This window comes from Streptomyces sp. ISL-87 (assembly GCF_018614095.1).
Classification (GTDB): Bacteria; Actinomycetota; Actinomycetes; order Streptomycetales; family Streptomycetaceae; genus Streptomyces.
Window position 1 is genome coordinate 38,707 of the sequence record NZ_JAGGOY010000110.1, and the last position, 19,908, is coordinate 58,614.

A 19,908-nucleotide genomic window follows, 5' to 3' on the forward strand; every position below is an offset into this window, starting at 1 on the left:
GCCGAGGGGAGCCCGGGGCGCAGGGGATGGCCGGAGTACGGGCGCTGGCGCGGGCGCCGTGGTGCTGGCGCGGGCCCCGTGGCGCGGGCGCCGTGGATGGTGGGCGCCGCGGGCGCGGGCGCGGAGCCCGTCACACCAGCCGGACCGGCTTCTCCGGGCGTACGCCGACCTCCGCGAGCCAGTCCCGCAGGGGCTCGGGGTCCCCGTCCTCCACCAGGCTCAGAACGCGGGGGGCCAGATCCGACCGCCGCTGACCACTGAGGAGCAGGATCGGACCGTCCAGCCAGTCCAGCCCGGGTGCGGCCCCGGCCGAGTCCACGGCGGCGCAGCACACCATCGCCGTCACATGGTCGGCCAGTAGGTCCCGCCCGCTCCGCGGTGCCTGAAGCGGAACCAGCGGCACGGCATCCGAGGTCCGCGCCTTCCCGGAGCCGGCGGAGCGTTCCTCCCGCGCCAGGTCCCCGCTGAGCCGCCCGGCCAGCGCCTCCCCGGCCGCGCCCTCGCCGCCGGGATCCGCGAGGTACCCGAGCACCCGCTCCAGCGTCGGCCCCAGCGGCCCGGCGGCCGGGCCCGCGGGTACGGCCAGCGCGTCCAGGGCGGCATGGAGACGGGCCGCCTCGGCCCGCCACTTGCGGTCCACGACCTCTTCCGGATACGCCGCCCAGTCCACCGGGGACCAGTCCGGCCCGGCCTCGGCCGGACCACCGTGGAACAGCCGCGCGGCCAGCAGCGAAGCCGCCTCGTCTATCACCCCGGGCTGCTCCAGCAGGTCGCAGGCGGGCCGCTCGCCCAGCCGCGAGGTGAACCCCTCGGCCAGCCGGTCCCGCCGGGACAGCTCGGTCAGCGCGGAGACCACTCCGGCGTCGAGGCGCGCCGGCCACCGGCCCATCCGCCAGGCCGGCAGCGCGACCCGGGTGAGCAGCCGGTCCCAGCCCGCATAGGCCAGCCCGACCTGCTCCTGGGCCACGATCCGCAGCCCGTAATCCACACTCTGCGCACGCTCCGAGGCGGCCGCGGCCACCCCGCGCTCCATCTCGGCGGCGTCCACCCGGCACAGCCGCAGCAGCAGCCGCGCCGGACCGGCGATCCAGCTCAGGCCGCGCCCGTTGCCCACATCCACGGCGGCGTCCAGCCCCCGTATGAAGCCCCGCGCGTCGGCTATGTCCGGGTGCGCGGAAGGACCCGTACCGGCGACGACCGGCGCAAGGACCGCCCGTAGCTCCGCGACCCGCATCCACCACAGGAACGGCGAACCGATCACCAGCACGGGAGCCGCACCCGGCTCGGACTCGGGACCGGCGGATATACCGCCCCCGAGCTCGCCGTCCGGGGAACCCGCGCGGCGGTGGGCCGCATGCGTACGGTCCTCCAGCCAGCTGTCGCAGTCCGGCGTCAGGGCTATCGCCGATGGCGCCGGCACATCCATCCGGTCGGCCAGATCCCGCACCAGCCGGTACAGATCAGGCGCGGAGGCCTCCGACAACGGCACCGTCGGCGTCACGGCGGGGCGCGCCCGCAGCACCACCGCGGCGAAGATCCCGCCGACCAGCAGCACCAGCGCGGCGACCACGCACACGGCGAAGGTCACGGCCGGCCAGGGATCCCCGGCCAGCCGGCCCGTCATCCGGGCCGCCACCAGCACCACCGCAAGGGCGGCGGGCAGCAGCACGACGGCCAGCGCCCTGCTGCGGACCCGCAGCACGGCGAGGGCCCGGGAACGCGCGGACGGCACGCCCACTTCCATGATCGAACCGGTTCCGGACACGGCCGGACCTCACCCCCTCTGCCCTGCGGCGGCTTTGCTCACTCCCCCACTGTGACACCCGCCACTGACATCGCAATGCCGGTGGGCCATGTGCCGGAATGCTTGCGCCGCACCCTAGTTGGGGTCGGCGCGGCCGTCAGGCAGACCGGGCCACCATCACCCGATGGAATGGCTTTGGGTAAAGGTGGGTGCGTTCGAACGCGGCCGGATGCAGTCGCACGCGAACACGCGCGCGGGCCCGGGCGCAGGGTGTGCGCGCCGGGCCCGCGGGTGAGCGGATCCGCTGGTCAGTGGCCTTCGGCCGCCTTCGCCGCAATGTCCGTACGGTGCTGCGAACCGTCCAGGCGGATCCGCGAGACGGCCTTATACGCCCTCTCGCGTGCCTGCGCCAGATCGGAACCGGTCGCCGTCACCGACAGCACGCGTCCGCCCGCGCTGACGATCTGGTCGCCCTCGCGCCGGGTCCCGGCGTGCAGCACGTAGGCCTCGGGCTCGTCTTCGGCGACGACCTCGACCAGGCCCTCGATCGGGTCCCCGGTACGCGGGGTGTCCGGGTAGTTGTGCGAGGCGATGACGACGGTGACGGCCGCGTCCTCGCGCCACTTGAGCGGGGGCTCGGTGTGCAGGGTGCCGTTGGCGGCGTTCAGCAGCACGCTCGCGAGCGGGGTGCGCAGCCGGGCCAGGACCACCTGGGTCTCGGGGTCGCCGAAGCGGGCGTTGAACTCGATGACCCGGACGCCGCGCGAGGTGATCGCGAGGCCCGCGTACAGCAGCCCGGAGAACGGGGTTCCGCGACGGCGGAGCTCGTCCACGGTCGGCTGGAGGACGCTTGCCATGACCTCGTCGACCAGCTTCGGGTCGGCCCAGGGCAGCGGGGAGTACGCGCCCATGCCGCCGGTGTTGGGGCCCTCGTCGCCGTCGAGCGCGCGCTTGAAGTCCTGCGCGGGCTGGAGGGGCAGCACGGTGACGCCGTCGGTGATGGCGAAAAGGGAGACCTCGGGGCCGTCGAGGAACTCCTCGATGACGACGCGGTCGCAGCCGAGCGCGTGCGCGCGGGCGGCGGCCAGGTCCTCGGTGACCACGACGCCCTTGCCGGCGGCGAGGCCGTCGTCCTTGACGACGTACGGGGCGCCGAAGGCGTCGAGGGCCGCGTCCACCTCTTCCGGGGTGGTGCAGACGTAGCTGCGCGCGGTCGGGACCCCGGCGGCGGCCATCACGTCCTTGGCGAACGCCTTGGAGCCCTCCAGCTGGGCCGCCTCGGCGGACGGGCCGAAGACGGGGATGCCGGCCGCGCGGACGGCGTCGCCGACTCCGGCGACCAGCGGGGCCTCCGGGCCGACGACGACCAGGTCGGCGCCGAGATCGGTGGCGAGACGGGCCACGGCGTCACCGTCGAGGGCGTCGACCGGGCGCAGTGTGGCCACATCGGCGATGCCGGCGTTGCCGGGAGCGCAGTACAGCGCGTTGACGTCGGGGTCGAGGGACAGAGAGCGGCACAGGGCATGTTCGCGGGCGCCGCCGCCGATGACGAGGACCTTCACGCCATGAAGCGTAGCCCGCGCTCCGGATTCTCTTTCGTGCGGCCACCCAATGAGACGGCCCTACTCGTTCGTATATTCCTCTACAACGGTGGCTCCGAGCTCGCGCACGATGAGGTCGTGTCCGGTCAGGGCGCTCTCGACCAGGTCCGGATCGTCCTCTTCCGGCACGTCGTCCTCGGGCGCGACCGGCGGCGGCGCCTGCTGTACGGGGGGCTGCGGGGCGGAAGCGGCCTGCTGGGGCGGCTGGTACTGGGACTGCTGGGGGCCGGGCGCTTGCTGCGCAGGGGCCGCGGCGGCGGGCGGGGGGCTGTAGGCGGGCGCGGGCGGGGCGGCGTACGCGTTCGCGGCCGGCGCCGACTGGCTTCCGCCGCCAGCTCCGCCTCCGCCGACGACGGCGTCGATCTTCCAGTTGACCTGGAACTGCTCGGCCAGGACCGCCTTGAGCACGTCCTCGCTGCCGCTGCTCGCGAAGTTGTCGCGGGCCCCGGCGTTGGGGAAGCCGAGCTGGAGGGTCGTCCCGTCGAAGCCGGTGACCTGGGCGTTCTGGCTGAGCAGGATCCAGGTGAAGCGGCGGCGGTTCTTGACGGCCTCCAGCACGCCGGGCCACATCGCCTGGACCTGCCCGGCTCCGGCGGCCATGCCGGGGGAGGGCGCGGGCGCGGCGGGGGCGGCCGCCGCGTGCGCGGGCGCCGGGGTGGCGACGGGCGCGGGGAAACCCTGCCCGGGCGCGGCCGCACTGGGCCAGGCACCGGCGGCGGGGGGCTGGGCGGCGGGCTGAGCCTGGGCCGCCGGAGCCTGGGCCGCCGGGGCCTGGGCTGCTGGGGCCTGGGCTGCTGGGGCCTGGGCCGCCGGGGCCTGGGCCGCCGGGGCAGCGGCTCCCGGCCAGGCACCCGGGGCACCGGCACCCGGCTGAGCGGCCCCGGGCCAGGCACCGGGCGCGGGGGCGGAGGGGGCCGCGGGGGCGGGCGCGGCAACAGGCTGGACCGGCTGCGCGGGCGCGGCTGCCGGGGCCACCGGCTGCGGAATCGACTCCTCCGGCCCTGGACCCCGTACAGCGGCACGCGGTACAGCCGCACGCGCGGCCGCGACACCCCCGGCGGGCCCGGCGGGGGCCATGGCATGCGCCTCGGGCCCGGGCACGTACCCCATGGCCGGCATGCCGGCGTGCGGTGCGGCGGCCATCGCGGCCGCCGCGCCCAGGCCGCCGCGCTCCAGCCGGTCGAGCCGCGCCTGGAAGGACCGCTCGTCGTCGAAGGCGGCGGGCAGCAGCACCCGGGCGCAGATCAGCTCCAGCTGGAGCCGGGGCGAGGTCGCGCCGCGCATCTCCGTCAGCCCCGTGTTGACCAGGTCGGCGGCGCGCGACAGCTCGGCCGCCCCGAAGACGGAGGCCTGGGCCTGCATCCGCTCCACCACATCGGCCGGGGCGTCGATCAGGCCCTTTTCGCCGGCGTCGGGCACGGCGGCCAGGATCACCAGGTCGCGCAGCCGCTCCAGCAGGTCGGCGACGAACCGGCGCGGGTCGTTTCCGCCCTCCACCACCCGGTCGACGACCTCGAAGGCGGCGGCCCCGTCACCTGCGGCGAAGGCGTCCACCACCGAATCCAGCAGCGAACCGTCGGTGTACCCGAGGAGCGAGGTCGCCATGGCGTACGTCACACCCTGGTCGGCGGCGCCGGCGAGCAGCTGGTCCATGACGGACATGGAGTCACGCACCGACCCGGCCCCGGCCCGCACGACGAGCGGCAGCACACCGTCCTCGACGGTGGCCCCTTCCCGCGCGCAGACCTCGCCCAGGTACTCCCGCAGGGTGCCGGGCGGCACCAGCCGGAAGGGATAGTGGTGCGTCCTGGACCGGATGGTCCCGATCACCTTCTCCGGCTCGGTCGTGGCGAAGATGAACTTCAGATGCTCCGGCGGCTCTTCGACCACCTTCAGCAGGGCGTTGAAGCCCGCCGAGGTGACCATGTGCGCCTCGTCGATGATGTAGATCTTGTAGCGGCTGGCGGCCGGCCCGAAGAAAGCCTTTTCCCGCAGGTCACGGGCGTCGTCCACACCACCGTGCGAGGCGGCGTCGATCTCGATGACATCGATCGAACCCGGTCCGTTGCGCGCCAGGTCCCGGCACGACTGGCACTCCCCGCAGGGGTCCGGCGTGGGACCTTGCTCACAGTTCAGACACCTGGCGAGGATGCGCGCGCTGGTGGTCTTGCCACAGCCTCGCGGCCCGCTGAACAGGTACGCGTGATTGACCCGGTTGTTGCGCAGGGCCTGCATCAGGGGTGCAGTGACATGCTCCTGCCCGATGACCTCGGCGAACGACTCGGGGCGATAGCGGCGGTACAGCGCAAGGGACGACACATCTACGAGGTTATCCGGGCCCACCGACATCGACGGCCCGCCGACCCTGCCGGGACCGCCCCGGAACGCAAAGCGCCCCCCACGCACCCGCCAGAGCCCACTTACCCTTGCTGCCTTCCGGCCCTGGGGGAGTTGGGTGAGATAGCGCCACGTGAGGGGCTGGGCCCCACACTAGCGGATGGAGACCCCTGGAATCGACCCGGCGTCTTCCCGGACCGGCCGCCGACGATCACGTTCGCGAGCACCCCTCAACGTCTTGTATTGTTTGCGGCGGAGGATTCGCCTAGTGGCCTAGGGCGCACGCTTGGAAAGCGTGTTGGGGGCAACCCCTCACGAGTTCGAATCTCGTATCCTCCGCCATTGCTCTCACCGGGCAATACGTTGAAGAGCCCCACCGCTTGCGGTGGGGCTCTTCGCGTTCCCCGGTCTCAGTTCTGGTCCTCACGAGTTCGAATCTCGTATCGTCCGCCAGCCCAGAGGGCCGGACCGCATAAGCGGACCGGCCCTCTGGCGTTCCCCTCCGATGCGCGGTGCGATTCAGCCGTCCTCGGTGCGGGCCAGGTGCTCCCACTGCGCGAAGTAGGAGGCCGACTGGCGGAAGAGCCTCAGCGCCGCCGTGATCTCCCGGCCCGGGGCGCGCAGGGAGCGGCTGAGCGAGGAGAAGGCCTTGAACATGGCCTCGAACAGGATGATGGCCTCGACACCCTCCTGGACCGATGCCGACATCCCAGTCAGCTGTTCCAGCAGGTCGGCCGGACCCTCCGAGGGTGTGTCCGGAGCATGCGACGGCATGCTCCGCCGGAAGGCGAGGCCCGCCCGTACCGCGGCGTCGAGGGAACCCATCTTGTCCGCGAACCGCTGGGCACAGCCCTTCAGGTCGGCGGCCGGCTCCTCGATCGCCTGCGCGAACCGGTGCAGGATCGCCTGCTGGGTGCTGGAGGGGGAATCGGGCTGCCAGAGCGTCGGCAGGAGTTCCTGGGCGGCATCGGTAATGCGCTGGAGGGCGTCGGTGGCACCGTCCAAGTCCTCAGTCATCGCCTCCATCTGTTCCTCGACGACGGCCATGCGCTCCACGAGGCCGGGCGTGTCCTCACCCTCGTCCTCCTCGCCCTCCCCCACGCGGGCCGGGGAGAACGGGTCGGTGCGCAGGCCGCGGAGGATCCTGGCCGGCGTCAGCGGTTCGAAGGCACCACGGAGCACGGTCTCCAAGGCGGCTTCGAGCTTCTTCCGGGCGCCGACCAGACCGCTTCGGGTGGTGGCCTGGAACTGGATGGTCCTGATCGGCGAGATGTCGAACGGCAGCCGTCCGTGTTCGCCGATGTGGATGACCGGCTTGCCTGTGGCGTGGCGCAGCCCGAGCTCGTACATGACGTTGGGGTTGCCACCACCCACGTCGGCAATGACGAGATCGTCCTGGAGCACGTGGCGGCAGATCTGGTCGGTGATCTCGCCCGCCTCGGCGATGCCGTCTGAGCGGACCGGTGTGACCCCGTAGCGGGAGCAGGCGGGCAGGACGACTTCTTCGAAGATCCGCAACGAGTGCTCGTAGGCGTCCCGTTCGGGGCTTCCCTGCTCTGCGTGCTCGTTGCCGATCGGGGTGATCACGAAGCACGACCAGGTGCGCGGGGGGTCTGCCAGGTCTTCGGGGGCGCGGGCGGCGGGGGGCGTGACGGTGGTCATGTACGGTCCTCCGTTCCGGGACGGTCGTCTCGGCGAGTGGACGGGACGGCCGGGGCCTCTTCGAGAGGCACCGCATACACGGGCCTCTCCTCGATGCCGAGAGCGCGCAAGAGAAAGGCCGTCGGAATGCGGTAGGAGTGGCCGACCCTGAGGACGGGGCAGGGGAACCTGCCGAGGTGGATGAGCTTGTACGCAGTCGCAGAGCAGATTCCGAAGGCTCGGGCAGCAGTCCGCAGGTCGACTGAGAGAGGCAGATCGAAGGCCTCTGAGAAGGACAGCGACCGTCGTCGTTCCCAGGCGCTCACCGGCGTGCTCCCACCGGACGCAGGGACAGAGTGCCGATCGGCGGGCCCTCACCGGGCCTCCGGGCCCGGAACACGGTGTCCCTCAGCCCCATCCGGTCCGCAAGGGCGGTAAGGCGGACCTCTTCGACAGCGGCGGACGAGAGGGTGAAGCGCAGCGACGCGGAGAGTCCGTCCTTCCGGTCAGGGGGAGCGATGTAGAGGTTCCAACCCGTCTCGTCCGGCAAGTCCTCCTCGGTGGGCAGGCCCGCGGTCCGAGCCGCTGCGATCGCCGCGACATCGACGACGGGGACCTCGCGCAGCGTACGGGCTCCGTACGCCCAGAGCCGACGGCACGTCGTGTCCGCCAACGCGGAGCCCAGGCGGGGGTCCTCCGGGTCGGCTGCGGCCAGCGCGTCCAGGAAGGCGGCCGCCGCCTCGGACTCGGCGTCCGCCGCGTCCAGGAAAAACCGACGCACAGCAAACGCGACGGGGCCGCGCAGCCTCGGCAGGGCCAGCCAGAGAGCGAGCAGCTTCCAGCGACCGGGGCCCTCCGCTTCCTTCTGTGCAGCACCGACGACCTCCCGCCACACCGCGACAGTGGCCTCCTCAAGCGGCTGCCGGATCAAGTCACGGGCCGCCCACGGGGTCAAGCACACCGGTCCCCCGGCGAGAGGCGTGGTGATCAGGAGGGGGCTGTGGGCATCGGCGGCTGCCTTGTCGACCTCTCGTTCCAGGAAGCTGAACAGGGTCATTCCCATGTGTAGTCGTCTCCTATCGTCACGTGCGGGGGCAGGAAGTGCCGGGCGGACAGGAAGGCAGCCCGGCCCAGCGCAATGAGGGCCTCCAGCCAGGCCTCGAAGGGCCCGGACGGCGGCTGCTGTGCGGTGGGGATGGTCTGGGGCGGTGGCACGCCGACGACGATGTGGAAGGTGTTCTGCGTCATGCCTCCGTTGACCTCGCCCTGGACACCGATGCCCTGGCCGACCGCCTGGTACCGAAACTTGGTCACCGGGGCGCAGCGGCCGGAGGTGTGGCTCCTCGCCCGGCGCGCGCAGCCGGGCCCTGCTGGTAACTCAGCCCGCCCGAGACGGATCCCATGACCGCGACTCCGTGTCCCACGTGCTGGGTTCCAGGGGTGGGTTGCGGGGCGGCTGCTCGGGCCCCGTCGGCCGCGGGGACTGCGCCGTCCGGACGACGCAGCCCGCCACCCAGAAGGTCGCCGGAGGGGCTGGGGACGTAGAGCCACGCCGGTTGCCGGAATGCCTTGCCCGGTACAGCAGCATCGACGCGGACGCAGCGGTCCGGGTGCAGGCCCGCGAAGCCACTGAGGATCACGTCCTCGTAGACCCTCTGGGAGAAGACTGCCGCCAGCGACGTGACCACCGCGCTGGAACGGGCGAGGGCCTCCTTCACCGGCTCGGAGTCCAGGAGCCGGTGGGTGTCGTTGCGCGCCGCGCCGTGCCCTCGCCGTCGCCGGCGTGTCCGGTGTCGGGGAGGGGGCCGACATGCACGCTCGCGCGGAGACGGAGGGCGAAGCGGCTGTCGACGCGTGCGTTGTGTTCGGCGAGGGCGTCCTGCAGCCGATCCACGAAGGGCCAGACACCGAAGGGCAGAAGAGCGGTGGGCAAACCGAAGGCGATGCCGTCGCCGGTGTGGGCCGGGAACCGCTTGGCGCTGGTCAGGTCTGCGAGTCCGGCGGCCCGCAGGGCCTGGTCCACGAGCTCCGGGACACTGCGGCTGACATCGGGATGCGCGAGGGCCGGGAGGCGGGTGAAGTCCTTGGCATCGACGGCGAGGACACCGACGTACGGGTGCATCGCGCGGCTCTCGCCCCAGGGAACAAGGTGCGGTTCGGACACGGACGTCCTCCTGACGAGGGAAGCATCGGATCAGGCACTGCTGCGCCTGATCCGAGGATGTGCGGCGGCCGCCTCGCGCAGCCGGAAGGGTTTCCGGCAGACGACCGGCCGCTTGTGCTTGCCCTCCGGAGCGGTCCGTTCAGCGGGCACCAAACCTGACGACCTCCCGGCGCAACGCCCTCTCGTCTGCGATCGTGACGCGCCGACGCCCGCAGACGACGGCGCCGGCCTGCTCCAGGGGCCGCAGGGCCTTGTCCCGGAGGGTCCGGCCAGATACGTGGAAGAGAGCCGCCAGTTGCTCCTGGTCCCAGCCCTCCAGACGCCCGGAGGCCATTTGCCCGGCCACGGTGAGCAGGAACGCGGCCACCTGAATTCGCAGGGGCAGTGCACGCTCTCGTGCCCGCTTGAGGTCCTCTCCGTACGTCCAGTCCAGTACCTCGGCGAGGAACCGGCCGGACATCCCCAGGCCGTTGAGGTAGTCCGTGAAGGCGGAAGCCGTGATCCGCACGGCGGTCGCGTCCGTGATCGCTGTCACCCAGGCGCTCGTGCGGCCGCCGCGGAGAGCCGACAGGTCACCCAGAACGCACGGCGGCTCGCGCAGCGCTAGCGACGAACCGGCACTCCTGGCCGAACTCGCCGCCCACCGAGGACTCGCCCCGCTCGGGCTGCGTCGGCTCGCGCCGACGGTGCTCGTCAGCGCCGGCACGCCTGACCAGACCCTGGCCGCGCTCCGGGATCAGGGCTATGCCCCCGTCGCCGAGGCCGCGGATGGGACCGTACGCATCGAGAAGGTCCCACCTCGGCGGGCCGCCGCTGTTCCGACGCCACGGAAGGCCTCCGCAAAGGCCGGCACAGGACGCGCGGCGCACCGAGCGGCAGAGGCGTCGACGGTCGTCGACTCACACACCTTGGCGGCCTGGCTGCTGAACGCCCCGCCAACCGCCCCGGAGCCCGATCCCTTCGGCACCGGAGTTCCCTTCGGGACGGATACCGAGGAGATCGTCGCCGGGTACGCCAGGCAGCTGACGTACGCCGACGTCCGCCAGCTCGGCCACGCCCTCGACGTCGGCACCGCCATCACGGTCGAATACGTCGCCGCCTCGGGCAGCCGCACCGTCCGTACCCTCAGCCGCCTCGGGCAGCCGCACCGTCCGTACCCTCAGCCGCCTCGAACTCGACCCGCCCTACCTCGAAGCGTGGTGCCACCTGCGGGACGCCGAATGAGTCTTCACGCTGTCCCGCATCCACAGCGTCATGCCGGTGTAGGCCAGGCCGCGCACACCAGGTCAGCGCTGCAGCCCGAGGATCAGACGAACCGAGCCCTCCACGCGGTGCAGTTCACCCGGAGCAAGCAGCCCCAGCTTCCGTCGCAACCGCGACTTCGCCACCGTGTGAAGGTCCGCGCAGTTCACGTACGACTCGTCGTACTTCGTCAGTCCGGCGTCAGGCCCGATCGGAACATGCGTGACCTGCGGACCGGATGTGCCGGTGATCAGCGCGACCGTCACCGAGGCGAGCGGCTCCGCGATCCGGTTGACGGTAAGGACGACGACGGGGTGCGGCCCCACCGGTTGTGGCAGTGCGCAGACCCACACCTCGCCGCGAAGCGCCGTGCCTGGGTTCACCACTGCATCTCGTCTGCTGCCGCAAGCTCTTCGTCATCCGGCTCGACCACACCCTCGGGCAGAGGCGCACCCTGCTCCTGGTAGAAGGCACGAATCTCCTCGGCCGCCCCTACCTCGGCCGCTTCCCGCGCGAGGAGCCTCAGCCCTTCGCGAAGAGCATCCGAGGTCGATTTGAGGTGCAGTGTCCGCATGACCTCCTGAAGGGCCTGCATCTCATCGCCACGGAGCCGGACCTGAGCCAGCCGACTGGGCCCGAGCACGGCCGCCGCGGTATTTCGCTTCACCGCCGTCACGGCGGCCTTCTTGGCCGCCCTCTTCTTGGGAGCTGCTGCGGTGTCCACGCCTCCTCCAGCCTGTCGTACAAATGTCATACACCTAGTGTGGAGGGAGAGACCGGCCCGGTCAAGGCAATCCCGCAGGGCAGCCCTCACCGCACAGGCAAGGCCAAGAGCCGCCACGAGCGGGACCTGGAGAGCAGCCCGGCCGACCGCGTCTGGTCTCAGTTCCGGTCTCATTCGCTCCCGTCCGGGCCTGTCCAGATAGGGCCACCCCGATGGCTCCGCTGCAGGTCAGGACGGGTACGGCCCTCGCCGGACGGGCATGCGAACATTTGGAAAGCGTGTTGGGGGCAACCCCTCACGAGTTCGAATCTCGTATCCTCCGCCAGTGCCTCACCGGGCACTTGAAGGCCCCGACCGGGAAACCGGCCGGGGCCTTCTGCGTGCCGTGGTCTCAGTTCGAGTCTCATACACTCGAGGCATAACCGGAGGTTTCGCCACATTGCGGTTTCGGTGGCCTATCCCTCGTACTCCCAGGGGTTCAGCAAGAGTGCGCCTGATCGCGCCAGATGCTTGATGTTGCGGCTCACCAGCGTCCAGCCGTGCGCCAGCGCGGTAGCTGCGATCAGCGCATCAGGCGGATCGATGCTGGTTCCGGCGTTCTTCAGCCTCCGGTGAAGAACGAGGTAGGCGAGTGCCTCCCGCTCTCCGACTGCGGCGATCCGGTCTCGGTACTGAGCACGAATGTCCATGAGCGCCCGCTCGAAAGCGGCACGACGCACCGGATCAGGCATGCCCTCAATGCCTGCCTCGATCTCCGCGACCGTGATGACACTCAGGTAGAAGGCAGGAGCCGGAACCGAGCGAGCCCAGGCGACGACGGCCGGGGCAGGCTTCGGCTGGGGCAGGCTTCGGCCGGGTAGTGATCTCAGCGACGACGTTAGTGTCGAGTAGATAGATCACTCGCCGTTCGCCGCATCGGCGTAGGACCGCTGCCCGAACTCCAGCCCCTCGAACGGGGCCCCCGTAAGCCGCTCGAGAAACCCGTCGCTGCCCAGCGTCGCCCAGCGGTGAAGCATGTCGGGCAGGGCATCGATGTCGGTGTCGGCGAGCTCGGCATCGAAGTGCCCGAGCTGATGCTCGGGCAGGGACTCCCGGATCTCCCGGATGGTCCTCAGCGGATGAGTCTCCTCAGGTCTGCGCGGCGGGAGAGGCAGATTCGGGGCAGTGCTCTTGATCGGCTCCTCCACGCTGTGGTCCACGGGCTCATGCCTGAAAACCACCCTAGGCCGGGCGGCCCTGGAGGGGGCCGAAAACGACCCGAATCCGAGCTCTGGTGAGACCCATCCGCCGAGTCTCCGCCAGCTGTGTCCCGCAGCCGCAAGCACGGCACGTCGAGAGTGGCTACAAGTCGCAGCAGTTAGCATCGCCGCCACGGCAGCCGCGTGGACGCATGACTGTTCGAGCGGCGGGAGTCTTTATGCCACCCTGCGCTTCCCCGGCGAAGAGGCCGCCCTGAGAGGCCGTCGCCGAGGGCCGCACCGACGGAATCACCCACGGCGTCGGTGACGCCGCGCCTTGTGCGCGAGGCACTCCAGCAGCTGGGGGTTCCGCTCCGAGACACTAGTCATGATCTCTTCGAGCAAGCCGGGATAGCCGCTGACCCCGAGGTCAGGCTGCGTCAGGTTGATCTCAATGCCGTATTCGGTGTGCCACACGCCATTGGCCATCCGTCCGCCATAGGAACGATCGCCGACAGGCAACAGGGCGCGCGAGGGCTGGAACTCCGCTAGCCGGCCCGTAAGTTCAGCAGGGCCCGCTGGCTAGTGGGTGACAGGTGCCGGAGACGGCTTCAGGCCGAGTGGACGGTCGGCGAATGCGTTCTGCGAGTCGACCTCGTAGCAGACGTTGACGCTTGAGTCCCCGAGAGTCGTGTCGGCGAAGCGCTGGACGTCCCCAACAGACTTCGTCTCCCAGAGGCACGTCACGACGGACCCGTCGACGTGCGGGTAGAACTGCAGCACCCGGGTGCCATCGGGCGCTCCGGTGCCGTTCATCAGGGCCTGGCCGCGGGGAAAGGCGGTCTCCGGGTTCAGGATTCGGTGCTGGACCACGACGTACATGGTGTCCTCCTCGTTCGGTGTCGTGTCGTTCGGACGATTCGACGCTAGGCGTGCGGAGGTGGACGCCGCATCGCGAATGGTCACCAAACCGCTGCGGACCGGGATGGTCATTCCTGACCACGCAGCTCGACGAGGCCGTGCTCCAGCGCGAACGTGCTCGCCGCCGTTCGCGAGGAGACCCCCAATTTGCCGAAGATGTTCTGCAGGTGCCGGGCAACGGTGTGCTCGCTGATCGCCAGGGCGGTGGCGATCTGCCGGTTGCTCGCGCCGCCGACCACCTGGCGGAGCACCTCGAGCTCGCGTGCCGAGAGACCGTGGGTGTCCCTGTCCGGCCCGCCACGAGCGAGGGAATCGACGTGAGCGACGTCGGGCCCGGCCCCAAGCTCGGCGAACACCGCGCGCGCCGCCTGGAGCTCCAGGGCAGACGTGTCGTCGTCACCGAGCGAGCGGCAGGCGAGTGCCACGAGGACGCGCGCCCGGGCGGCTTCGTACGGCGCCCCGAGCTCCTGCCACGCGTGCCACGCCCGCCGCCCTGCCGTGAGAGCGGCGGTGGCGTCACCCTTCGCCAACGCCACGGAGGCAACGCCGTACGCCGCCGTCGCGCGAAGCACCGCGCTGTCCTGGTGCTCCGCGATCGCCCCGAGCTGGTGGGCGGCCTCAGCCGCGGCGTCGACGTCGGCCCCGGCCAGCATGATCTCGACGTACGCCGGAAGGAGGGCCGCTCGCTCCAGCTCCCGGGTGTGCTCGGACACGGCACGACGGATCGTCGCCGCCGCGGCCTCGTCGTTGCCCTGGGCCAGCCGCAGCAGCGCGAACCCGGGCTGCGGCTCGAAACCGCGGCGGTTGGCCTCCCGGAAGGCGTCCTCGGCCTCGGCCGGCCGGCCCCGCAGCCGGTGGATCTCGCCCTGCCGGTAGAACGCCTGGCCGCAGGCGATCTGGTTCAACACGCCCCGCGCGAAGTGTTCGGAGGCTCGGCGGGCCTCATCGAGCGCGGCGGCCCAGGCGCCGCCGTACTGCAGCACTTCGGCCCGATGTACCAGGCACAGACCGTTGTGCGCGACCATCTGCGGCTGGCGCTCGCACCACCGCGTCAGAGCGTCCGTCCACTCGCGCTCATGACTCAGGTCGAACAGGTCGCGGCAGAAGACGATGGTGTTGCAGTAGACGATGCCGCTGACGATCGGCGAAAGAGCACCGGAATCGACGACTACGAGCGTCTCGTCCACCAGGCGCAGGCCCTCGTGCACGCGGCCCAGGTTCACCAAGGCCCGGCCCTGCTCGTCGCGTGCCAACCACACCAGGTCCGCGTCGCCGAACCGCTCGCCGATCTCGGCGGCCTCGGTCGCCGTCGCGTGGCCGGACTGCCAGTCACCACCGCCCATCTGGCTCAGCCACACGGGGATGAGGAGATACCCGCGTTCGACGCAATCCCGCCCGTCGGCCTTGAGGAGGCGCTCACCGAGGGAGAACCAGCCGCTCGCCCGGGCGCCGTGGCCCCGGAACAGCATGCTGTGACCGATCCAGACCGCGCAGCGGACGGCGCGGGGTACGTCGTCGGCGTCCAGCCACATCGCATGTGCGCGCTCCAGTCCAGCCACGTATGCGTCGTCACGGCCGAGCATGTAGGCGGACCTGGCCAGTAGCTCCAAGTCGTCCGGGCCCATCGGTGTGACTCCGTCGGCGGCACTCAGGCCCTCGAAGGCATCGAGCCAGGCCTCGGCGGCGTAGCACGCACGGCCTCGGGCAAGATCGGTGTCGGTGTCCACGCGGCGATTATCGACCCGCTGCCGCACGACGCCGCGGGTCGATGCATCCAGGGCGTGTTCCAGGAGTGGCACTCGCTGGGATGATCGAGGCCGCCGCGCCGCTGAGGCACGCCGGCTTCTCGGCGGACGTCGTGGTACGCCAAACCGGCCGGGGCCTTCTGCGTTCCCGTCCGGAGTTCCCGTCCGGAGTTTCGGCTCCCTCCGGTCACCCTGCGGACGATGTGGAGATCCGCGGGGCGGGGTCCGGCGTGATGTTGTGATTCAGGCGGAACAGGTTGCCGGGGTCGTAGCGCCGCTTCATCGCGGTCAGGCGGTCGTAGTTCTGCCGATAGTTGTTCCGGGCGCGGTCCTGGTCGTCCACGTCCATGAAGTTCACGTAGGCCCCTGCACTGGAGTGGGGTTCGAGCGCGGCCGCGAAGGCCCGCACCCAGCCGATGGAGTCTTCGCATTCGGCGCGGGTCAGGAGTGTCGCGCTGAGGGCCGTCGAGTAGTCGGCGTCTCGGTAGGCGAATGCGGACTCGTCGAGCCCCACCCGGTGGCAGGCGCCGTCAATGGGGAAGACCACCGTCGCGCTCTGGATCGTAGGGGTCGTGGCGCCGTACTCGGCATACGCGTCGATCGCGCCGTCGGGCAGGCCCTGACTGAAGGTGCCCTTCCAGTAGTGGAAGAGACCGGCGGGCAGCAGCTCGTCGAAGAGCGTGTTGATCACCGGGTAGGGCATGCGCCCGAGGCTCTGGCCGATGACCGGCCCGAGCGCCGCGAGGCGGGCCCGGATCCGGTCGTCCTGGTCCTCGGGGCCGGTCCAGCAGGTGACGACCCCACACAGCGGCCGCCCGTGCCAGCGCTCGGGCAGGAAGGCCAGCGGCGGGCCGAGTGCCACGACGAGCAGGGCACTGAACTCCTCGCCGGAATCGGCGATCAGCTCCCGGTACCGGCGCATCACATCCGGGTCGAGCGGATAGAACGTCGGTCCGCCCAGGATGTCGGCCACGGGATGCAGCCGGTACTGGAGCGAGGCGAGGACCCCGAAATTGCCGCCCCCGCCGCGTACGGACCACAGCAGGTCGGCGTCGCGCTCCGCCGTGCAGGTCACGAACGATCCGTCGGCCGTGACCACGTCCGCCGAGATCAGGTTGTCGCAGGCCAGGCCGCACCGCCGGGCCAGATAGCCCATGCCGCCGCCCGTGGTCAGACCGCCGACGCCGGTACTGGAGACGACTCCGCCCGTGGTGGCCAGGCCGAAGGCGTGCGTGGCGTGGTTGAGGTCCGCCCAGGTGCAGCCGCCCTCGGCCCGGGCCGTGCGTGCCTCGGGGTCGACCCGGACGCCGCGCATGCTCCCGAGATCCAGCACCACGCCGCCGTCGCACGTCCCGTATCCGGCGACGCCGTGGCTGCCGCCGCGCACCGCCAGCCGGAGGTCCTGCTCCCGGGCGAAGTCCACGGTGGCGATGATGTCGCCCGCGTCGACGGCTCGGACGATGGCAGCCGGACACTTGTCGTGCATCGCGTTGTAAACCTTGCGGGCGTCCTCGTAGCCGGGGCCGTCCGGCTGGATGACGTCCCCGCGGACAGCGCCGCGCAGCTGCTCCGACAGCTTTTCGCCGAGTACTGAGGTGTAGGTGGTCATGGCCGCCACCGCCTTTCCCTTCACCACTGTTGTAGGACGGAGACCGGTCGTGTCTCATCGCCGGAACAGCCCATTTCGCAGATCCGGGGCATGGGCGGAACAGCCCATGCCCGATGCCCGATGCCCGATGCCCCGGATCGCGTACCCCCGCGATCACGCCAGGCCGTGGGTGTACGCGTAGGCCGTGGCCGCGGCCCTGGACGACACATCGAGCTTCGCGAAGATGTTGTTGAGGTGACGGGCGACGGTGTGCTCGCTGATCACCAGCTCGGAGGCGATGGACCGGTTGGTCCCCCCGGCTGCCACCAGGCGCAGCACCTGGGCCTCACGATCGGTGAGGTCGCCCGGGAGCCGGTGCTGTACGCCGCTGAGCAGGGCGGCGGCCCGGCGCGCGTCCGGCGCCGCTCCCAGCCTCTGGAAGACCGCCCGCGCCGCCTGCAGCTCCATCCGGGCGCCCTCGGCATCACCGGCGGCCCGGGCGGCGGCCGCGAGAGTCATCCGGACCTGCGCGGCCTCGTACGGGACTCCCAGCTCCAGCCACAGCGACAGCGACCGGTGCAGTAGGGGCACCGCACGCTCCAGGTCGCGGTCGGCGAACGCGACCGCGCCGCGTGCGGCCGTCGCGGTCGCATGCAGCACGGTGGACTCGGACGCGCACCGCCGCTGCCACTCCAGCGCGTTCGACTCCAGTTCGTCCGCCGCCGTCCGAGCCTGGTCGAGGTCTCCGAGGGCGAGCGAGACCTCGACCTGGGCAGCGAGCAGCCGGCAGCGGCCGAGCGGCCCGGGCCCCGCACCGCTCTCCCCACCCTCCCCGCCCGCCAGCGCGAGCCTGAGCGCGGCGGAGGAGGAGTCGGTCCTGCCCTGCGCGAGGTGCAGCAGGGCAAGGCCCGGCTGCGGATCGCGGCCGAGCTCATGGGCCCGGGTGTACGACGCCTCGGCTGCCGCCAGGTCACCGCACCGCCGCTCGATGCCGGCCGTCAGGTAGATCGCCTCTGCGGCGATCCGGGCCTCGTAAGGCAACAGCTCGGTGCAGGTCAGAGCGGCTTCGCCGGCCGCACGGGGCCAGTCGCCGGTCAGCTCGGCGACCTCCACGCGGTGTACGCGGCACAGCCCCCGGTAGTTGTTCTCCTCCGGCATCGACGCGCACCAGGCCATGGCGGCATCGGTCCACTCGACCGCTCGCCGCAGGTCGGCGCACGCCATGCACGCCTGCAGACCCAGGCAGTAGATCCATCCGGTGAAGAACGAGCTGAGCTCGCCCGCCAAGGCCGAGCACATGGCGTCGTCGAGCAGGGCGAGCCCGTCGGCCACCCGGCCCTCGGCCAGCAGCACGCTCGCCTGCACCTGGGTGCACATGGCCAGAAGATCCACGCTCCCGCATCGTCGCGCGATGTCGGCCATGCGCCGGGCGCAGCCCCTTGCCTCGTCGAACGCGCCTCGCCGTTGCGCCTCCTCCGCATCAGCCCAGAAGAGATAGCACTGCTCCACACACTCGGGTTCGCCGGTCAGCTGCTGCCGCGCCCGCCCCAGCCAGCCGGTGGCCGCGCCCGTGCGTCCCGCGAGCTGGTACTCGTAGAAGAGCATCCAGGCGCTGAATCCGGCCTGCCGGCCCGCGCCCGCCGCCACATAGCCGGAGTAGGCCCCGGTCCGCGCCGTGATCGATTCCTCGACCCGGCTGGTCCACCAGGCCGCGTCTGCGAGCACGGCGAGGTCGTCGGGGCTCAGACGAGCAGGGCCGAGATCGTGCAGAAGCGTGTACGCCTCTGCCCATGCCTCTCGGCCGGCAGCGGCCCTGGCCTGATCGACCGCCCGCTCATCACCGGTGATCACTCTTACCAGGGTAGGAGCAACCTGGAAGGGGCGCAGGTCAGCGGTGTCACGAGGCGTCTGCGGCCTGGTGCGGAGTTGGGCCGGACCAGGCCTCGATCACACGACGCCGAACCCCCCTGCGTCCTCGGGCACCCGGGCGACCGCGCCGCCGAGGTGGAAGACCAGCGTGTACGAGCGGGGCGAGGCGACCCGGGCGGTGTGCTCGACCAGTACGTCGATCAGGTCGTCGCTCAGTGTCGCCACCTCGCTGGACTTCCAGTAGTAGTGCCAGCCGTGCGGAGCCGTCGGGTCCAGCATCCCCTGGTGCTCCGGGTAGGGCCGCAAGCCGGTCAGGTCGGTCCAGTGGATGCCCGTACGAGCGCAACGGTGCCAGCACGGCGGTTTCGGCCTCCGGCGGTCCGCACCAGCAGGAGATCGCCGGCGCCTACGCAGCGCCACCCGCTGCGGCGCCCCCTCGCCCCAGCGGTGCCACCCATTCCGTGGCGCCCAGCTACGGCGCCGGAGTGCCCGCATGGGTGAAACGCCTCCAAGACGTGAAGTCGGCCTACATCCAGCCCGGCAACCCCGAGGAAGAGAACCCGGCTGACCGCAGGGATTCGACTACTTGCCCAGCACCTACCCCTATCTGGGCTGACCAGCCAGCGCCTCCCGAAGTCTGCGCTCCTCCGCTTCCAGCAGCGCCCGGTCGTTGGTGGAGGGTGGGCCTCTACGACAACACAGCTAGGGTGATCCGCGATAGCGAGGACGCTGCGCAGTCAGCAGGAGGTGACACGTGGGGGCAGCTGATCCCCTGGCGATTCGGGTGCCAGTAGGGGAGGACTCCCATCTGTGGACCAGCCGGACGACCAGTCGCAAGGTTCTGCTGGTGGCGCACAATGTCACTTCCGCCGGACGTCTCCTGGACGTACTGCCGCTGTTCCGTGACGACTTCCGTGTGCAGCTGCTGGTTACCTCCACCGGGTCGTCCGCGTTCCGGTCGGGGCTTCGCGAGCTGTTCGCCGAGTTGGAGCTGCCCGTACTGCCGTGGGAGCAGGCCCAGTCGATACCGGTCGACCTCGCGGTGTCCGCCAGCTTCGGTGGACAACTCCACAACCTTCAAGGCAAATTGAGCGTTTTGTCACACGGTGTTGGATATACTAAGAAGCTGGCAAGGCCGGGAGCCGGGAGCCGGG

The 19,908-nt window shown here is 71.2% G+C and carries 19 protein-coding genes, 1 tRNA gene, 1 other RNA gene and 1 pseudogene; 2 read left to right on the plus strand and 20 right to left on the minus strand.

From position 1 onward, the window contains the following. Nucleotides 1–130: 130 nt before the first annotated feature. The 4 genes from J7I97_RS32675 to ffs form a co-directional block, all read right to left on the minus strand. Nucleotides 131–1,765, minus strand: coding sequence for a hypothetical protein (locus J7I97_RS32675; protein ID WP_214942409.1), 1,635 nt, complete (start codon nucleotides 1,763–1,765; stop codon nucleotides 131–133). A gap of 287 nt (nucleotides 1,766–2,052) precedes the next feature. Then, nucleotides 2,053–3,306, minus strand: a complete 1,254-nt coding sequence (gene purD, locus J7I97_RS32680) for a phosphoribosylamine--glycine ligase (protein ID WP_214942412.1) — start codon at nucleotides 3,304–3,306, stop codon at nucleotides 2,053–2,055. A 60-nt stretch (nucleotides 3,307–3,366) separates the two neighbouring features. Next, entirely contained in the window at nucleotides 3,367–5,664 is a 2,298-nt protein-coding gene (locus J7I97_RS32685) for a DNA polymerase III subunit gamma and tau (RefSeq protein ID WP_214942415.1), read from the minus strand. A 65-nt stretch (nucleotides 5,665–5,729) separates the two neighbouring features. Further along, nucleotides 5,730–5,828: signal recognition particle sRNA small type (gene ffs, locus J7I97_RS32690), an RNA gene on the minus strand. Nucleotides 5,829–5,936: 108 nt separating this feature from the next. On the opposite strand from ffs, the gene J7I97_RS32695 reads away from it, so the two are divergent. Beyond that, a tRNA-Ser gene (locus J7I97_RS32695) sits at nucleotides 5,937–6,024 on the plus strand. A gap of 177 nt (nucleotides 6,025–6,201) precedes the next feature. Here the strand turns inward: J7I97_RS32695 and J7I97_RS32700 are convergent. The 16 genes from J7I97_RS32700 to J7I97_RS32775 form a co-directional block, all read right to left on the minus strand. Then, on the minus strand, nucleotides 6,202–7,344 hold the full coding sequence (locus tag J7I97_RS32700; RefSeq protein ID WP_214942417.1) for a hypothetical protein: 1,143 nt from the start codon (nucleotides 7,342–7,344) through the stop codon (nucleotides 6,202–6,204). Next, complete coding sequence (locus tag J7I97_RS32705; protein WP_308378379.1) at nucleotides 7,341–7,649, minus strand: DNA-binding protein; 309 nt, start codon at nucleotides 7,647–7,649, stop codon at nucleotides 7,341–7,343. The genes J7I97_RS32700 and J7I97_RS32705 overlap by 4 nt, the downstream gene beginning before the upstream one ends. Further along, nucleotides 7,646–8,386 carry a hypothetical protein gene (locus J7I97_RS32710; RefSeq protein WP_214942420.1) on the minus strand — a complete coding sequence of 247 codons (741 nt, stop codon included), beginning with the start codon at nucleotides 8,384–8,386 and terminating at the stop codon, nucleotides 7,646–7,648. Before J7I97_RS32710 ends, J7I97_RS32705 begins: the two co-directional genes overlap by 4 nt. Further along, nucleotides 8,377–8,637 (minus strand): hypothetical protein, encoded by a 261-nt coding sequence (locus J7I97_RS32715; RefSeq protein ID WP_214942423.1) that lies wholly within the window; start codon nucleotides 8,635–8,637, stop codon nucleotides 8,377–8,379. Before J7I97_RS32715 ends, J7I97_RS32710 begins: the two co-directional genes overlap by 10 nt. Nucleotides 8,638–9,037: 400 nt before the next feature. Then, on the minus strand, nucleotides 9,038–9,487 hold the full coding sequence (locus J7I97_RS32720) for a hypothetical protein (protein WP_214942426.1): 450 nt from the start codon (nucleotides 9,485–9,487) through the stop codon (nucleotides 9,038–9,040). A 139-nt stretch (nucleotides 9,488–9,626) separates the two neighbouring features. Continuing rightward, a complete protein-coding gene (locus J7I97_RS32725; protein ID WP_214942429.1) occupies nucleotides 9,627–10,022 on the minus strand; it encodes a hypothetical protein in 396 nt (131 codons plus the stop codon). A 751-nt stretch (nucleotides 10,023–10,773) separates the two neighbouring features. Continuing rightward, complete coding sequence (locus J7I97_RS32730; RefSeq protein ID WP_308365198.1) at nucleotides 10,774–11,112, minus strand: type II toxin-antitoxin system PemK/MazF family toxin; 339 nt, start codon at nucleotides 11,110–11,112, stop codon at nucleotides 10,774–10,776. Next, entirely contained in the window at nucleotides 11,109–11,453 is a 345-nt protein-coding gene (locus J7I97_RS39210; protein ID WP_251050606.1) for a hypothetical protein, read from the minus strand. The genes J7I97_RS32730 and J7I97_RS39210 overlap by 4 nt, the downstream gene beginning before the upstream one ends. A gap of 455 nt (nucleotides 11,454–11,908) precedes the next feature. Then, complete coding sequence (locus J7I97_RS32740) at nucleotides 11,909–12,346, minus strand: type II toxin-antitoxin system VapC family toxin (protein WP_308369196.1); 438 nt, start codon at nucleotides 12,344–12,346, stop codon at nucleotides 11,909–11,911. Nucleotides 12,347–12,349: 3 nt separating this feature from the next. Beyond that, on the minus strand, nucleotides 12,350–12,652 hold the full coding sequence (locus J7I97_RS32745) for a hypothetical protein (RefSeq protein WP_308369193.1): 303 nt from the start codon (nucleotides 12,650–12,652) through the stop codon (nucleotides 12,350–12,352). 288 nt (nucleotides 12,653–12,940) lie between these two features. After that, a complete protein-coding gene (locus tag J7I97_RS32750) occupies nucleotides 12,941–13,120 on the minus strand; it encodes a hypothetical protein (RefSeq protein WP_214942438.1) in 180 nt (59 codons plus the stop codon). A gap of 93 nt (nucleotides 13,121–13,213) precedes the next feature. After that, nucleotides 13,214–13,513: a hypothetical protein gene (locus J7I97_RS32755; protein ID WP_214942441.1), complete on the minus strand. Its 300-nt coding sequence runs from the start codon at nucleotides 13,511–13,513 to the stop codon at nucleotides 13,214–13,216. 107 nt (nucleotides 13,514–13,620) lie between these two features. Beyond that, nucleotides 13,621–15,279 carry a LuxR C-terminal-related transcriptional regulator gene (locus J7I97_RS40090; RefSeq protein ID WP_308365590.1) on the minus strand — a complete coding sequence of 553 codons (1,659 nt, stop codon included), beginning with the start codon at nucleotides 15,277–15,279 and terminating at the stop codon, nucleotides 13,621–13,623. A 205-nt stretch (nucleotides 15,280–15,484) separates the two neighbouring features. Further along, nucleotides 15,485–16,906: an FAD-binding oxidoreductase gene (locus J7I97_RS32765; protein WP_214942444.1), complete on the minus strand. Its 1,422-nt coding sequence runs from the start codon at nucleotides 16,904–16,906 to the stop codon at nucleotides 15,485–15,487. A gap of 153 nt (nucleotides 16,907–17,059) precedes the next feature. After that, nucleotides 17,060–18,736: a LuxR C-terminal-related transcriptional regulator gene (locus J7I97_RS39730; protein ID WP_308369194.1), complete on the minus strand. Its 1,677-nt coding sequence runs from the start codon at nucleotides 18,734–18,736 to the stop codon at nucleotides 17,060–17,062. 96 nt (nucleotides 18,737–18,832) lie between these two features. Then, the gene (locus J7I97_RS32775; RefSeq protein WP_214942447.1) at nucleotides 18,833–19,033 is read right to left on the minus strand and encodes a hypothetical protein; all 201 of its coding nucleotides are present in this window, start codon (nucleotides 19,031–19,033) and stop codon (nucleotides 18,833–18,835) included. A 568-nt stretch (nucleotides 19,034–19,601) separates the two neighbouring features. Here J7I97_RS32775 and J7I97_RS32780 point away from each other — a divergent pair. Beyond that, nucleotides 19,602–19,908 (plus strand): annotated as a pseudogene (locus J7I97_RS32780) (hypothetical protein); the annotation flags it as partial.